At 41.3% G+C, this 14,802-nt stretch carries 13 protein-coding genes, 6 tRNA genes and 1 pseudogene; 8 read left to right on the plus strand and 12 right to left on the minus strand.

Annotated elements, in window-relative coordinates:
* Positions 1–226: 226 nt before the first annotated feature.
* The 10 genes and pseudogenes from MJ761_RS08620 to msrAB form a co-directional block, all read right to left on the minus strand.
* Positions 227–661 carry a tyrosine-type recombinase/integrase gene (locus MJ761_RS08620; RefSeq protein ID WP_093091475.1) on the minus strand — a complete coding sequence of 145 codons (435 nt, stop codon included), beginning with the start codon at positions 659–661 and terminating at the stop codon, positions 227–229.
* Positions 662–682: 21 nt separating this feature from the next.
* Positions 683–838, minus strand: coding sequence for an integrase arm-type DNA-binding domain-containing protein (locus tag MJ761_RS11005; protein WP_353846812.1), 156 nt, complete (start codon positions 836–838; stop codon positions 683–685).
* Between the two features lie 311 nt (positions 839–1,149).
* Positions 1,150–1,240: transfer RNA gene (locus tag MJ761_RS08625), tRNA-Leu, on the minus strand.
* A gap of 45 nt (positions 1,241–1,285) precedes the next feature.
* Positions 1,286–1,360 (minus strand) — tRNA-Cys (locus MJ761_RS08630).
* A gap of 22 nt (positions 1,361–1,382) precedes the next feature.
* Positions 1,383–1,456: transfer RNA gene (locus MJ761_RS08635), tRNA-Cys, on the minus strand.
* A gap of 45 nt (positions 1,457–1,501) precedes the next feature.
* Positions 1,502–1,577: transfer RNA gene (locus tag MJ761_RS08640), tRNA-Gly, on the minus strand.
* Between the two features lie 31 nt (positions 1,578–1,608).
* Positions 1,609–1,684 (minus strand) — tRNA-Gly (locus tag MJ761_RS08645).
* Between the two features lie 30 nt (positions 1,685–1,714).
* Positions 1,715–1,790, minus strand: a tRNA-Gly gene (locus MJ761_RS08650).
* A gap of 109 nt (positions 1,791–1,899) precedes the next feature.
* Positions 1,900–2,472, minus strand: a complete 573-nt coding sequence (gene pgsA / locus MJ761_RS08655; protein WP_093091477.1) for a CDP-diacylglycerol--glycerol-3-phosphate 3-phosphatidyltransferase — start codon at positions 2,470–2,472, stop codon at positions 1,900–1,902.
* A 244-nt stretch (positions 2,473–2,716) separates the two neighbouring features.
* A pseudogene (gene msrAB, locus MJ761_RS08660) lies at positions 2,717–3,703 on the minus strand (bifunctional peptide-methionine (S)-S-oxide reductase MsrA/peptide-methionine (R)-S-oxide reductase MsrB); the annotation flags it as partial.
* A 146-nt stretch (positions 3,704–3,849) separates the two neighbouring features.
* Between msrAB and MJ761_RS08665 the strand changes: the two are divergent.
* The 6 genes from MJ761_RS08665 to MJ761_RS08690 all read left to right on the plus strand — a co-directional run bounded on the left by MJ761_RS08665 (position 3,850) and on the right by MJ761_RS08690 (position 8,785).
* Positions 3,850–4,338: a GNAT family N-acetyltransferase gene (locus MJ761_RS08665; RefSeq protein ID WP_037405137.1), complete on the plus strand. Its 489-nt coding sequence runs from the start codon at positions 3,850–3,852 to the stop codon at positions 4,336–4,338.
* A 520-nt stretch (positions 4,339–4,858) separates the two neighbouring features.
* Positions 4,859–5,410 carry a hypothetical protein gene (locus MJ761_RS08670; protein WP_093091481.1) on the plus strand — a complete coding sequence of 184 codons (552 nt, stop codon included), beginning with the start codon at positions 4,859–4,861 and terminating at the stop codon, positions 5,408–5,410.
* A 660-nt stretch (positions 5,411–6,070) separates the two neighbouring features.
* Positions 6,071–6,823 carry a Nif3-like dinuclear metal center hexameric protein gene (locus MJ761_RS08675; RefSeq protein ID WP_093091485.1) on the plus strand — a complete coding sequence of 251 codons (753 nt, stop codon included), beginning with the start codon at positions 6,071–6,073 and terminating at the stop codon, positions 6,821–6,823.
* Between the two features lie 161 nt (positions 6,824–6,984).
* A complete protein-coding gene (locus MJ761_RS08680; protein ID WP_093091487.1) occupies positions 6,985–7,590 on the plus strand; it encodes a glutathione S-transferase N-terminal domain-containing protein in 606 nt (201 codons plus the stop codon).
* 25 nt (positions 7,591–7,615) lie between these two features.
* Complete coding sequence (locus MJ761_RS08685) at positions 7,616–8,059, plus strand: ClpXP protease specificity-enhancing factor (RefSeq protein WP_093091489.1); 444 nt, start codon at positions 7,616–7,618, stop codon at positions 8,057–8,059.
* A 438-nt stretch (positions 8,060–8,497) separates the two neighbouring features.
* Entirely contained in the window at positions 8,498–8,785 is a 288-nt protein-coding gene (locus tag MJ761_RS08690; RefSeq protein ID WP_093091491.1) for a hypothetical protein, read from the plus strand.
* Positions 8,786–8,876: 91 nt separating this feature from the next.
* On the opposite strand, the gene MJ761_RS08695 is transcribed toward MJ761_RS08690, so the two are convergent.
* The gene (locus tag MJ761_RS08695; protein ID WP_093091493.1) at positions 8,877–9,500 is read right to left on the minus strand and encodes a DUF2238 domain-containing protein; all 624 of its coding nucleotides are present in this window, start codon (positions 9,498–9,500) and stop codon (positions 8,877–8,879) included.
* Between the two features lie 445 nt (positions 9,501–9,945).
* Here MJ761_RS08695 and ahpC point away from each other — a divergent pair, with 445 nt between their 5' ends.
* Entirely contained in the window at positions 9,946–10,512 is a 567-nt protein-coding gene (gene ahpC, locus MJ761_RS08700) for an alkyl hydroperoxide reductase subunit C (protein ID WP_037405143.1), read from the plus strand.
* Between the two features lie 154 nt (positions 10,513–10,666).
* Positions 10,667–12,235, plus strand: a complete 1,569-nt coding sequence (gene ahpF / locus MJ761_RS08705) for an alkyl hydroperoxide reductase subunit F (RefSeq protein WP_093091495.1) — start codon at positions 10,667–10,669, stop codon at positions 12,233–12,235.
* Between the two features lie 245 nt (positions 12,236–12,480).
* Here the strand turns inward: ahpF and MJ761_RS08710 are convergent.
* Positions 12,481–14,802 (minus strand): autotransporter family protein (locus MJ761_RS08710; RefSeq protein ID WP_239450461.1); only part of this gene is annotated, 2,322 nt, incomplete at its 5' end.

Below are 14,802 nucleotides of genomic sequence, written 5' to 3' on the forward strand. Positions count from 1 at the left end.
CTTAAACATATTATCAGCAATTCCCACGTCTTCAAGTTTTATTAAATAATTGAAGAATGACAATAACTCCGTAAACTGTCTTTGTTCAAGTCTTCAATGGCTTATATCCAACTGTGGTTAAATCTGGTCTTGATTTCATCATGCTGATAACCACTATTCTGCTTTGTGTGCAGGTTACGAGGGTACTCATGTTTTCGTTTTCAGGTATGATATCGGCGGAATTAATCTATAGTATATTAAGACTATATAGTTTGACTGATGCAAGCGTAGGCGGTTTATCTGCTGGCAGAACTTTTTGCTTACCTAATGCAGTTTTGGTAGCCTCATAAGGGTTGTGGTTGCAATACCCCATAAGGTTGACCCAGTTAAACACTTGCTTAATCTGATACAGTACGCTGCTAGCTGTTTCAGTTTTAGTATTCCAGATAGCTATTAAAATAGCTGTTAGGTCTCTAGCATTGATTTCTATGATTGGTTTATCAGCCAAAGCCGGGTAAACATATTTCTTCATGCGGTCAGACCAGTTATCAATACTTTTCTGATTTTTCCAGCGTTTCATACTTTTTTTATTAAAGAATTCTTCTGAAATGCTCTTAAACGTATTAAGTTGTTTTTGCCGTTCTCTATCTTGTGCTTTTTGTTTTTCAACTTTGGGGTTCAACCCTTGTTTTAATGCTGCCCGTCAGAATTTGGCTTCTTTTTCGGCAGAGGCGATACCCATTTTAGGGTAGTGTCCTAGTGTTAGTTTGGTGCGTTTTTTAGAAACTTTATCGTAATAACGTAGAATCCACGCACCAGTTCCTTTAGTGCATAAGCTAGGTTTAAAAAATAAGACCAGCCACGGATGAGCTGGTTAGTTGGTTACTATTTGGTGCGATGTTGCGTAGTTTACTGTCTGTTAATCGTTTTCCGGATTGTACTGCCATAGTATCCTTAAAAACAAACTGAGTATGACGTAGGAAAACAGGTACTAGGGAGACAGATACATAAAATTGATACAAAAAATTTAGGTAACACTTTAGATACCAGTTTGAGTTTTTTGTATGCTTGGAAAAGAACTTGAGTATACTAAATTGAAAAAATTAAGTATTGAAATATATACAAATTTATATCGGTTTGATGCAAATAAGTACATCCAGAAGCAGGAGATGGTGCCCGGGGCCGGAATCGAACCGGCACGGCCGTTTTAAGAGCCGACGGATTTTAAGTCCGTTGTGTCTACCAATTTCACCACCCGGGCAGGGCAGTACTAAATCTTAATACACATCGTGCATTAACATAATGTTGGAGGCGGGGGCGCGGATTTAAACCGGCCTACACAGCTTTGCACACTGTGGCATAGTCACTCTGCCACCCCGCCATAAAGATTGTTGCATATTATCTGGAGGCGGGAGTCGGAATCGAACCGGCGTACACGGATTTGCAGTCCGCTGCATGACCACTCTGCCATCCCGCCTTTAATATTTACTCAATCGGGTAGAGTAACTACTAAATCGTAATCTGGAGCGGGAAACGAGTCTCGAACTCGCGACCTCAACCTTGGCAAGGTTGCGCTCTACCAACTGAGCTATTCCCGCAAATTCACTTTATACATGTGAGCATGTTTTTTGGAGCGGGAAACGAGTCTCGAACTCGCGACCTCAACCTTGGCAAGGTTGCGCTCTACCAACTGAGCTATTCCCGCAAATTCACTTTATACATGTGAGCATGTTTCTGGAGCGGGAAACGAGTCTCGAACTCGCGACCTCAACCTTGGCAAGGTTGCGCTCTACCAACTGAGCTATTCCCGCGCTTTCCATTCGTACTGAATGAAGAAGCGATATTATATCGATGAAAAAAATTGTGTCAAGGTTATTAGTAGGCCTGAACAGGTATTTTTTTGCTTTCGCTATGATTTTTTTAGGATTTAAATTCCTTAGTTGCCATCTTCAAATAATACAGCATTGACCAGATAGTCAGAATACAGGCAATAAGCATAAGAATATTGCCCAGTTTCCAAAGCAGATTAGGTTCAGCCAGTGGTGGTGATGCCAGTAATAAAAGAAAAATAGCGGCCATCTGTGCTGCGGTTTTTAGTTTGCCCAGTTTAGCTACGGCAACACTATTGCGTTTGCCTAGCTGAGCCATCCATTCGCGTAAAGCAGAAATAGTTATCTCACGGCCAATGATAATCATGGCAAATATGGCATAGGTGCGGCCGGTGGCTACCAATAATATCAGTGCTACAGCTACCATCAACTTGTCTGCAACCGGGTCGAGAAAAGCCCCGAAATTGGATGTCTGTTTCCAGCGACGAGCCAGATAGCCATCGAACCAATCAGTTATTGCGGCTGCGGCAAAAAAGCCAGCGGCCAGCCAGTTAATAATCTGGCGATTACTGATCCAGTCTGTAGGCAAGTAAAACAATAAAGTAAATATTGGAATGATGAGGATACGCAACCATGTGAGCAATATCGGAAAATTCCAGGGCATGACGTGGTGTTCCTGACAGGTTATGATCTGATTAGTTTACATGATACCTGTTTGAAAGCATTAAAGTGATTTTTATTACTAACTGATGCCCGTATCTGGGATTCAAGTGTAATATAAATTTCGTTTTACGCAGATATCCGGTGGTTATTTATGATTTATTCCAAATTAGCTGATTTGGATGCGCTTCAATTTCAGGCAGCACGACTGTTTCATTTGTACATACTGCCCGAGGCTGAATACAGGATTATTTGACCATATCCTTATATGCAGCATAACCTGCCGCATCCATTTCATCATAAGGAATAAACCGCAGACTAGCGCCGTTGATACAATAACGTAAACCGCCACGCTCTTGTGGGCCATCATTAAATACATGCCCTAAATGTGAATCTGCTTGCTGGCTGCGTACTTCAGTACGCTGCATACCAAGGCTGTTATCCTGATGTTCACTGATGACTTCAGATTGTATCGGCTGGCTGAACGCCGGCCATCCACAGCCGGAATTGAATTTGTCCCGTGAGCTGAAGAGTGGTTCGCCGCTGACGATATCTACATAAATACCGGGAACAAACAACTCATCGTACGGATGACTATACGGGCGCTCGGTGCCGGCATTCTGCGTGATCTGATACGCCTCTTCACCTAGCTGCTGATGTAAAGTTGCTGCATCGGGTTTATGAAAGGTTTTGGCATCATAGGCTGGAGCAGAAGTTGCCGTTTTGGGAAGATCTGGCAAGGGTTCGCGTGCTTTTTGCAAATCGATATGGCAATAGCCCTGAGGGTTTTTTTCCAGATAGTCCTGATGATATTCTTCTGCCGGAAAAAACTGTTGTAAAGGCAGATTTTCTACTACGATAGGCGCCTGATAACGCCCCTGTTCGGCTTTGATTGCTGCCTGAATAATATCTCGGTCAGCCGTATCGGTATAGTAAATACCGCTGCGGTATTGAGTACCAATATCATGAGCCTGACGATTTAGAGTGGTGGGATCTACAATACGGAAAAAGTGACGCAGTATGTTGGTTAAGGATAAAACATCAGCATCGTATTCGACCTTAATAGTTTCGGCGTGGCCGGTATTTTGTTTGCAAACTTCTTCATAGCTGGGATTTTCGGTATGCCCGTTAGCATAACCGGTCTGAGTGGCCAGTACGCCATTTAAGCGTTTAAAATAACCTTCCATACCCCAGAAACAGCCGCCGGCAAGATAAATGGTTTTTATATTCATGATGTTGTATCGTATCCTTATGTGATGGATTGGTATATGCTAGCACTAGCGGGTATTGATTGAAAGATGTAGTTTTGCTTAGTTATGTATGGGTGATATAAAATCTGTATTCAATTTTGGTTAAATCTGCTGTATTGGATGAAAATAATATGAGTATTATTACTTATTTGCGTCCGGCGCGGCCGGATGACTGTGAAGATATTTATAATGCTCATCGCTATGCGGTGCAATATACCTGTGCGCGCAAATATGATGAAACAGTATTGAAGGCATGGTTATCATTATTGAATATCGATAGCTATCTGCATACGATGGCAGATGCAAATAAAGCTTTGTGGGTGGTTGACTATAAAGGGCATATTCAGGGTTTTTTTCAGATGGATCTGGTAGAAGCCCAACTGGACGCGCTATATATTCATCCCTTTGTACATAATCAGGGACTAGGAACCGCACTCTTGCAGCGCGCTGAAAATGTTGCCAGCCGTGCAGGTTTGGGTATGCTGAAATTGTATGCGTCGCTGAATTCGGTTAAATTTTATGAAATCAATGGCTACACTTCGCTGGGTGAATGTGCTCTGCCACTGAATAATGAGGTTACAGTTAACTGCTTACTGATGCGTAAATATTTAACAGAATAGATGCTCATTGCTGAAAGCCCACTGCAATACTTCCATCCTGCTTAGCTGCTTGTCTGTAGCAGGTATGATAAATTGCCGCTTTATTGGATACTGAGCGCACGCCCGAATAAACTGATGTTGTTGTATTTCCTGCTATTAATAACCATTAGCTGATTAAATATATTCAAAAGTAAAGGGCAGTGGATTCAGCCATTGTTTAATTAACTCCGCGCTTACGCTGAGTTGGGAATGAACTGAGTAAATACCAGCATATCGTTCACCTCAGAAATCATCATGCAGTTTGAACAAAAAAAAACTGCATGATGGTGGTCATCAATTTTCTTTGTTTAGAACAAATAGCCACTGGTATCCGCTAAAATAAAATTCCGCCACCAATTTGGATACCACTATTCTGGTCTGATGACGGTTTGAGCTGATAAGCTTTTTGCACCAAACTGCTTTAATATTTAATTGGTTATTATAAAATTTTCCGCTGAATACTAATGATTAATTAAATAAAACGTAAATAACAAAAATAATATTGGCAATAGACGGTTACGATATAGAAAATCAGGCAAAAACCGTAGGAATTTTATTTCGGCACGGGACTGATACAAAATCAAACAGCGATACTGTGATTACCGATTATCAAAATAATATTGCACCTTACCAGTCTGGTCAGTTCTACAGGCGAGAATTACCTTGCATCATAGCACTATTAGATAAAATAGATAAAATAGATAAAATAGATAAAATCGATTTATCAACCATTTCAACCATTGTTATTGACGGATATGTTCATCTGGCAGACGGTAAAATCGGCTTAGGTGGTTATCTTTATCATGCCTTAGATAAAACCATTTCCATTATTGGTGTGGCTAAAAAAGAATTTAGCGGAAATAAGCCGTATCTGATAGAAATCATTTGTGGCCAAAGCAAACATCCATTATATATTTCCGCAATCGGCATCCATTTAGAAAATGCAGCGGCAAACATTAATTCAGTGGCTGGAAAATATCGAATGCCTGATTTACTCAGTTTCCTTGAGCAGCGAACCCAACTATTTAAATTTGAGAAAGTGAGTCAAGAATAATATATTGTCACATTAGCTGACTCTGAATAGATTAAATGGATTCTCTTGCGCCTAGTGATTTGAATGCATAACAATTATGCCTGATATCGTGCTTATTCTTCACTATGCTGAGCCTCAGATTTATTGAATAAATGATAACAAAAAGTTGATTGTTTGAAATTTATTATCGAATGTGACGGTTCAATAGCTATTTTCTGAATAAATCTGCCCAAGATTTGCCATAATATTGCAAGTGAATACACTATCATATTGAAGCAATATAAGTTGTGGCTGTTAATCAGTTACCTTACGCTATTGATGAAAATAATCCGGAATACAGTCTTTATCTGAATAAGGCTTTATACAATTTCCGGATGATGGTGCCGGATTTTATGGTATTGATACATGCTAATTTGAGCATTGGCAGAAATAGTTATGTTCTGGCGGTTTATCTTTCTCCTGCCAAAATTATCAGGTGTAAACAGGACAGGCAATATTTAACAATGTCTCTGTAGCTGCATAAATGTCAATTTGACCAAGAAAGGGATGGACTGGATGATAATAGCAGACTGTATAAAAAGCCCGGATATAAAATATGCCGGTTTGAATCAGGCTAATGTTATTATCAGCAAAATATAATGGGTATAGTTAATCTGAATCGAACATGATTAAAGGAAAATAATGGCCAAAAGAAAAGAAATTCTAGATTGGTGTGCTCAGCAGCTCGCGGTAGCTCAGTTTCGTGATTTCAGTCCGAATGGATTGCAGGTGGAGGGCACAGATGAAGTCAATAGTATTGTCTGCGCTGTAACCGCTAGTCAGGCAGCTATTGATTTTGCCGTTGAGCAGCAGGCAGATATATTGCTGGTGCATCATGGTATGTTCTGGAAAAATGAAGCAGCAGCAATAACCGGCTGGAAAAAACGCCGTATCCAGACATTGTTAAGTCGTGATATTAATCTGGTTGGCTACCATTTACCACTGGATGCGCATCAGCAATGGGGCAATAATGTGCAGCTGGCACGGCATTTGGGCTGGCAGGTTGATGGTTGTGGCGGGGAGCAGAATCTGGTGCAGTATGGTTCACTGGCGCACCCGCAATCTGCGCTTGAGCTGGCCGGACAACTGGAGATTGGTCTTAGCCGCAGGCCGGTACTCTTGTGTGCAGATGTGCAGCAGTCAGTACGCAAGCTGGCTTGGTGTACTGGTGGCGGTCAGAGTTTTTTCCAGCTTGCCATCGATGCTGGTGTTGATGCGTTTGTTACCGGAGAAGTTTCAGAACCACAATATCATCTGGCACAGGAATGCGGGGTGGTGTTTATTGCTGCGGGGCATCATGCTACAGAACGATATGGCATACAGGCTCTTGCTGCTGCTGTAGCCGAGCAATTTGGCATCAGCCAGCAGTTTTTTGATGAACCCAATCCGGTTTAAACTGTAATAGTGGGGATAATTTATTATAATTATCAGAAAAAATTTTTAATAAACATAAGTTTAAGCTATTTTTCTGGTAAAATTAGAGTCATTTGTCTATAATTAGATGATTTAGACACCACACTGTATTGATATTATGCAGTAATCTTGGGAAATTAATTATGATGACATTATACGCGGGTATGACTTGCCCGTTTAGTCAGCGTTGCAGCTTTGTCCTGTATGAAAAGGGCATGGATTTTGAAATCAAAGATGTAGACGTTTACAATAAGCCGGAAGATCTCGCTGTAATGAACCCATATAATCAGGTGCCGGTACTGGTAGAGCGCGATCTGATTTTGTATGAATCCAATATTATTAATGAATATATTGATGAGCGTTTTCCGCATCCGCAGCTGATGCCGGCTGATCCGATTATGCGCGGTCGTGGCCGTCTGGTACTGTATCGTCTGGAAAAAGAATTATTCAGTCATGTACTGGTACTGGAAAATCCTGAATCTAGTAACAAGGAAATGAATAAGGCTCGTGAGGCGATTACTCAGGGTCTGACTATGCTGGCACCGGCATTCACCAAAAACAAGTATATCATTGGTGATGATTTTTCTATGATTGATGTGGCGCTGGCTCCGTTATTATGGCGTTTGGATCACTATGATATCAAGCTGCCGAAATCGGCTGCACCTTTGCTGAAATATGCTGAGCGTATTTTCCAGCGTGAGGCGTTTATTAGTGCATTAACGCCGGCTGAAAAGGCTATGCGTCGCTAAATAATGTTGATAAGGGGAAAAGGCAATGAGTAAGCTAAGTACCAAACCGTATATTTTGCGTGCATTATATGAATGGGCGCTGGACAGTGGTTATACGCCACACATTGTTGCGTGGGTAAACGATAAAACCTGCGTACCCCGTCAATATGTCCGTGACAATGAGATTGTGCTCAATATTGGTGCTGTAGCCGCGCATAATCTGAATATTGATAATGAATGGGTTAGCTTTGCTGCCCGTTTTAATGGTGTATCCCATGATATCTGGATTCCGGTTGGCCATGTAATCAGCCTTTTTGCCCGTGAAACGGGTGAGGGCATGGGTTTTGAAGTAGAACCGTTTACTGGTGATGATGATGTGCCGGCAACCGAGGATGGAGAGGCAGCAGAAGCTGAAACTGCCGCTGAGCCTAAACCGGCAGCAGATAGTGTTCAATCAGGCGCTAAAAAAGGGCTGAAAATTATCAAATAGCTGATTGTTTTCAATTAAACCTTACTCCTGAGGACGGAAAAATTTTATTGTCATGATAAGAGCTGAAATGTGCTGATTTCAGCTCTTTTTATATTTTATGTTTACGGCTGATCCCTGTGTATTAAGTATGGAGATCAGTTAATGACTTTTGATTTCAATTGTCTGGCTGATGAGCCACACGGCTTATTGGTATTAAGCTTTGTATGCTTAAGCATAGAATCTTTCTGCATGTATTTTAATATCAAATTAATATCGGTGGCTTTGTTCTGCTATTAAGCAGGTTTAGTGCTATTGAAATCGTTAAACAACTATTTTAAGCGCATTTTTATTCAAAATAGTGTTTCATTCTGTGTGACAATATCGGTTAAAATAGTGTTGCTGGATAATTATTAATGACAATACGCTTTATAATCCCTATATTTGCCGGAGTTTGAACGTATGAAGCAAACTGCTGAATCTGCAACTGCTGATAATGAATTAAGCAGGCAGCTAACTCAAAAAGAACAGAAATTTAAAAGAGTGAAATTTTATTTTAATGTTATTTTTGCTTTATGTTGTCTGGTGTTTGCCCTAGGACTGGTGTGGATGAATGTAATGGCGATTGCCAGCTCATTTATTACTGCCATGATGTTTGGCATGGCCTATCTGGGGGTGATTATGATATTTGACGAAGATATCAAAGAAATAAAGCATAAGCTGGAAAAATCAGCATCGGTTTCAATCTGAATGGCAAATGTATCAGGCAGCTTTTATGGATTCTGCTTATGCAGAATTAATCTGTTAAATTGGCTGAGCCGGCTGCGGATAATCACTACGGCTATTTGTTCTGGTGTCCGTGTTTTGCTGTGGCTGATTGTGGTAAATGCTGTTTGCTATAGTACAGGTAAGTTAGCATAACGCTACAGCCAATCAGACACCACAGCATGTCTTGCTGTGTATCCCAAACATCACCCTGTGTGCCAAGAAAAGTTATTGCCTGCTGATTGCTGATTTCGGCTACCAGCCATTCAAACAGTTCATAAATGGCACTAATAGCCATACAGATACAGCCGCTTAAAAAAAACACCCAGCCGCGGCGACGTACAATCTGTAAACGCCAGAGTAATTCGCTGGCAATCAGGGCAGGCGAGAAGCCTTGAAAAAAGTGGCCAAGCTTGTCGTAGTTATTGCGTGACCAATTAAACAGGTTGCGCAGATAATTAAATACCGGTTCTTCTGCATAGGTATAATGTCCGCCAATCAGCAGTATAATTGCATGAATCAGTACTACCCAATACACCAGTTTACTGAAACGGAAACGTGAATAGGTAGATACAAGTATTGCCACGCCTGCTATTGCAGGCAATACTTCCAGGCACCAAGTTGGATAGTCATGTGGCCGGTAGGCCGACCACAGTAATACGATAAGAAAAATCATCAATTGCAGAATATGGGTTTTCATCGGCGCTCTTTCCTGCAAATGCCTCAGTGGTGGTATCTGGCTGGAATGGATAAACGGCAAAAAATCTCAGCTTATTTAGATCATCAGTATCTATAAAAACAATTGCGTTAGCAGTTTTGTATTAATATCTGCATCTTAAGCTGGATAAACTGTTTAAGCAAATATGACTTGCGAGCTAAAAATGGGAGATTAGTTTGCTCTGTTATGATATTTTGCAATGTGGTCATGGTTATTGAAAGATATTGTTGCTGTTAATAGGTGGCTATCTGGCGACTTTTTTATAAATATATGAGTTATTTTTAAAAGCAAAATTTTAACATATTGTTTATTATGAAAAATAAAAACTATCGCTTATATAAAATCATTTGATTATATTTATGACGTGAATTTGTGTACTATACGTGCATTACTTAATTCAATGCTGTTTCACTCAAGGAGATACTTCATGGTTGCTAACGTTAATACCGAAATCAAACCATTCAACACCACTGCTTTTCATAATGGTAAATTTGTAGACATCAGCGATGCAGATGTTAAGGGTAAATGGTCTGTATTCTTTTTCTATCCGGCTGACTTTACTTTTGTTTGCCCGACAGAATTAGGTGATCTGGCTGATCACTATGAAGAATTGCAAAAAATGGGTGTGGAAGTTTACTCTGTATCTACAGATACTCATTTCACTCATAAAGCTTGGCACGATGCATCAGAAACGATTGCTAAAATCAAATACTTTATGCTGGGTGACCGCAACGCCACACTGGCTACCAATTTTGGTGTGCTGCGTGAAGGAGAGGGTTCTGCTGACCGCGCTACTTTTCTGGTTGACCCGCAAGGCATCATTCAGAGTGTAGAAGTTACCGCTGAAGGTATTGGCCGTGAAGCTGCTGATCTGGTGCGTAAAGTTAAAGCTGCACAATACGTTGCCTCTCATCCGGGTGAAGTTTGCCCAGCTAAATGGAAAGAAGGAGACAAAACTCTGGCACCTTCTCTTGAATTAGTTGGTAAAATCTAATAACACTTAAACACACACATCGATATCTTTGCTGTTAGTTAACAGCCATTCAGCCCGAATACCGGCTGCGGTATTCGGGCTTTTTTAACAAACAAATCTACAGGCTATCAAAAATCGAAAATCGATTGTTAATATCAATGTTAAGGAGTTGTAAATGTTGGACGATACCCTGAAAAGCCAATTAAAAGCTTATTTGGAATATGTAACCAGACCGGTTGAAATTATTGCTACGTTAAACGATAGTGCTGGTGCCCGCGATATGCTGGCACTGTTAAAGGAAGTGCAGGCACTGAGTGATAAAATTAGCCTGCGTACTGATGGTAAGTCTGAGCGTACACCTTCTTTTGAAATTACCAATCCCGGTACGCATACTGGTCTGGTTTTTGCCGGTAATCCAACGGGACATGAATTCAGTTCGCTGGTGCTGGCTTTATTACAGGCAGGTGGCCATCCATCCAAAGAAGCTGAATCTTTGCAGCAACAAATAAAAAATCTGCAAGGTAGTTTTCATTTTGAAACGTATTATTCTATTACTTGTCATAATTGTCCGGATGTGATTCAGGCACTGAATCTGATGACCATTCTCAATCCGAATATCAGCCATACAGCTATTGATGGTGCTTTATTTCAGGATGAAATTGAGGCAAAGCAGATTATGGGTGTACCGGCAGTATTTCTGAATGGCGAGCCTTTTGGGCAGGGGCGGATGGAGCTGGCGGAAATTGTGGCCAAACTGGACAGCAATGCAGCTGACAGGGCAGTTGAAGCGCTGAATGCGAAACAGCCCTTTGATGTACTGATTGTTGGCGGAGGCCCTGCCGGTGCGGCAGCAGCGGTGTATGCCGCGCGTAAAGGAATCCGTACCGGAATTGTGGCCGAACGATTTGGCGGGCAGGTACTGGATACGCTGGATATTGAAAATTACGTTTCGGTTTTGCGTACCGATGGCCCGCGTTTTGCTCAGGATCTGGAAAACCATGTACGCAGCTATGATGTAGATATTATGAATCTGCAAAAAGTCAGTGCGCTGATTCCGGCTAGCAGCGAAGGTGGATTAATTGAGGTGCATACGGAAAGCGGTGCTGTTCTGAAATCACGTACCGTGATTCTGTCTACCGGTGCGCGCTGGCGTTCTATGAATGTCCCCGGCGAACAGGAATATCGTACTAAGGGGGTGACTTATTGCCCGCATTGTGATGGTCCTTTGTTCAAAGGCAAAGACGTGGCTGTGATTGGCGGTGGCAATTCCGGCGTGGAAGCTGCTATTGATCTGGCCGGTATCGTTAAAAGTGTCACCTTGCTGGAATTTTCTGATAAATTGCGTGCAGATGAGGTATTGCAGCATAAGCTCAATAGCCTGTCTAATGTAAAGGTTATTCGTAACGCTCAGACTACTGAGGTAACCGGTGCTGCTGGCAAAGTCAGTGGTCTGAACTATGTTGACCGGCTAAGCAATACTCAACAGCATCTGGCACTGGAAGGAATATTTGTACAGATTGGTCTGTTACCCAATACCGGCTTTTTGCAGGGTACAGTTGACTTGACTGAACCGATGCATGAAATTGTGATTGATGCACATGGTAAAACCAATGTGCCGGGGGTATTTGCTGCCGGTGACTGCACCAATGTACCCTATAAGCAGATTATTATTGCCGCAGGTGAGGGTGCTAAGGCTGCATTAAGTGCTTTTGATTATTTGATTCGTACCTGCGCACCTCAATAACCTTATTTTAATAGCGAGCCCCGCAAAGCTTTTAGTTTTGTGGGGCTTTTCATTTCAAGGGTTTATGGTTGCAAGTATGATTATTACCTGTATATGCCTATTTAAAAGCATGGAAGTTTAAGCTAGTTTTCTAAAAATAATCCAAGTTAATAATATAAATATAAACAGAGCAAAACCGTAAACAGTTTTGCTCTGTCAGGAGACATAGCAGTAGCTGTATCAAACAGCCACTGCTGTGAGTGTGGTTATAACCAAGTGTATTTATAGCCCAGTGTGCCTTTGAAACCTTTATGTTTAGCACTGCCAAAGTTTTTCTCATAACGCACATCGCCATAGAAATGGCTTTGACGGGTTATCGGTAGCTGGATACCTACACCTACTTCACCCCAGGTTTTGGCATATTCTTCTTTCAGGCTGTCGCGGCCGATATCAACAGATTTCGGATTGGCAAAGTCATGCCAGATATTGGCAATGCCATAGAAAGATGAAGGCGGTAAATTATCAGTTGTAGCACCATTGTAGCCAAAACGCATACCCACACGGCCGCGCAGGGCAGATGGATTATGCTGATCAATATGGCGAATTCCGTCATTGAAATTGTCCAGAGACAGATACTGGTATGCCAATTGAGCCTGTGGTTCGACAAACCAGTTATTGCCATAGACGGTGAAAGATTTACCGACTTCAGCTGACACTGCGGCACCCCAGCCATTCTGATGTACAGATTCATTGGAGCGGGCATTGTATTTATTGCGCAGATAGCTTACCTGACCAACCAAATCAATATAGCCACCATTATTACCATAGAATGTGCCATAACCGCCAACACTTACAGCATCAGTACGACCTTTACCGGTGTAATGGTCGTCAACAACATAGCCATTCTTGGCGCGATACTGATCGCGGAAATCATTTTCATTATGCCCATAGGACACATAGCCACCTATATGCCGGCGGGTTCCGGTTTTGTTGTTTTCATCCAGAATAAAATCATGGCCAATCTGGAGTACAGATTGATTACCGACTGTATCCAGACGTTGTTTGCCATTCTTATCCAGATGTTTCACCAAAATTCTACCCCATGTCTGTTGCTGGTTATCGGCAAGGGCAGTATTGTTGGCACCAGTAATGTTATGGGTTTGATTTTCAGCGCGCCGCTCATATAGTGTACCAATAGTGGTAAAGCCCAGTTCCATATTTACTGTAGGCATCTGTACGTAGCCAGATACCGGCTCCGCATAAATCAGTACTTCTTTAGGTGGAGTGGGTTTGATAGGTTTAGTCGGATCAGTAGGTATTTTAGCTGTTAATGTCCATGCATAATCAGTGCCAGTTCCGCCGTATAAACTCTGATCTATTTTCCTGAGCTGAGCTTCACCGGCATTCGTAGTTGGAGAATTACCTATAAAGCCTTGTCCATTGATTTCCCCATCTACGTGAATAACAGTTTTTGGATGAGTAATCGGTATTTCTTTTTGTGTTATGTCTCCGTAGATACCTTCTCTGGTCATTACTGTTGTGACGTCACCGGTTACATCACCTTCAATATTAACGCGGTCGGTATAACCAGTGCCATTTTTGTTGATGGAATCATCATTCCAGAGCGTATTAACATATATTGTGCCGCCACCGATATAGTTACCTTGTACTGTGATGGTATGGTATTTATTTTCATCATTGATATCAGCTAAAGGTATTTTTGAAAATTTAATAATGCCGGTGTTAGTCAGTTGCGATAACGTGGAATCTCCTGTATTTATCCAGCTGCCCTGATTATTCAGGTTTATTTTTCCGTCTGCACCGAAATTGTTGGTAGAACCAGTAGTACCGATGAAGATTCCTGTATCTGTATTTGTGGCGTTAATAACACCTAAGTCAGTATTATTAATAAGATTGCCTTCGAATTTATCATTATTGGTAAATGAAATATTTCCAGTTCCGTATATCTCATTGATAATATTTGTATTGTGTAAGGTTTTATCGTTGCGTACCGTAATTTCACCGTCACCAGAATTGATAATTTCAGTGTTATCACCGATGCCTGAATTTATTAAGGTAACTTGACCAGACCCCATATTGGTAATTTTACTTTTAAGTAATGCTTCATTGTTTATATGTATAGAAGAATCATCACCGATATTGGTAATAATGCCAGTAGTTGTACCACGATTAGTCAATGTAATCTTACCAGCATTTTCATTGCTTATCATACTTTCAAGTTCTGTGTTAGCTCCATTGATTACTTCTATTGTAGAAGAGGCTACATTACTGCTATTAATAATATTGCCAGTGCTTTTACCGCTATTGTCTAAGGTGATTGTACCAGCACCCGTATTCTTAATTTCACTGGTACTTGTACCGCTATTGTGTAGGGTAATTGCACCAGCACCTGAGTTGGTAATATCGCCGGTAGTTTCACCGCTATTGTTTAGGGTAATTGCACCAACACCTGAGTTGGTAATAGTGCCGGTAGTTTTACCGTTATTAGTCAATTCAACCGTACCAGCTTTTATATTGCTTATCGTACTTTCAAGCGTTTTACCTGCATCATTGGTTACTTCTATTCT

This window comes from Snodgrassella communis (assembly GCF_914768045.1).
In the GTDB taxonomy this organism is placed as follows: Bacteria; Pseudomonadota; Gammaproteobacteria; order Burkholderiales; family Neisseriaceae; genus Snodgrassella; species Snodgrassella communis.

Bases quoted from the DNA above. Each gene is read 5' to 3' on its own strand.
- pgsA (WP_093091477.1), bottom strand. From the start codon at position 2,472: ATGCCCTGGAATTTTCCGATATTGCTCACATGGTTGCGTATCCTCATC.
- MJ761_RS08665 (WP_037405137.1), top strand. From the start codon at position 3,850: ATGAGTATTATTACTTATTTGCGTCCGGCGCGGCCGGATGACTGTGAA.
- MJ761_RS08675 (WP_093091485.1), top strand. From the start codon at position 6,071: ATGGCCAAAAGAAAAGAAATTCTAGATTGGTGTGCTCAGCAGCTCGCG.
- MJ761_RS08680 (WP_093091487.1), top strand. From the start codon at position 6,985: ATGATGACATTATACGCGGGTATGACTTGCCCGTTTAGTCAGCGTTGC.
- MJ761_RS08685 (WP_093091489.1), top strand. From the start codon at position 7,616: ATGAGTAAGCTAAGTACCAAACCGTATATTTTGCGTGCATTATATGAA.
- MJ761_RS08690 (WP_093091491.1), top strand. From the start codon at position 8,498: ATGAAGCAAACTGCTGAATCTGCAACTGCTGATAATGAATTAAGCAGG.
- MJ761_RS08695 (WP_093091493.1), bottom strand. From the start codon at position 9,500: ATGAAAACCCATATTCTGCAATTGATGATTTTTCTTATCGTATTACTG.
- ahpC (WP_037405143.1), top strand. From the start codon at position 9,946: ATGGTTGCTAACGTTAATACCGAAATCAAACCATTCAACACCACTGCT.
- ahpF (WP_093091495.1), top strand. From the start codon at position 10,667: ATGTTGGACGATACCCTGAAAAGCCAATTAAAAGCTTATTTGGAATAT.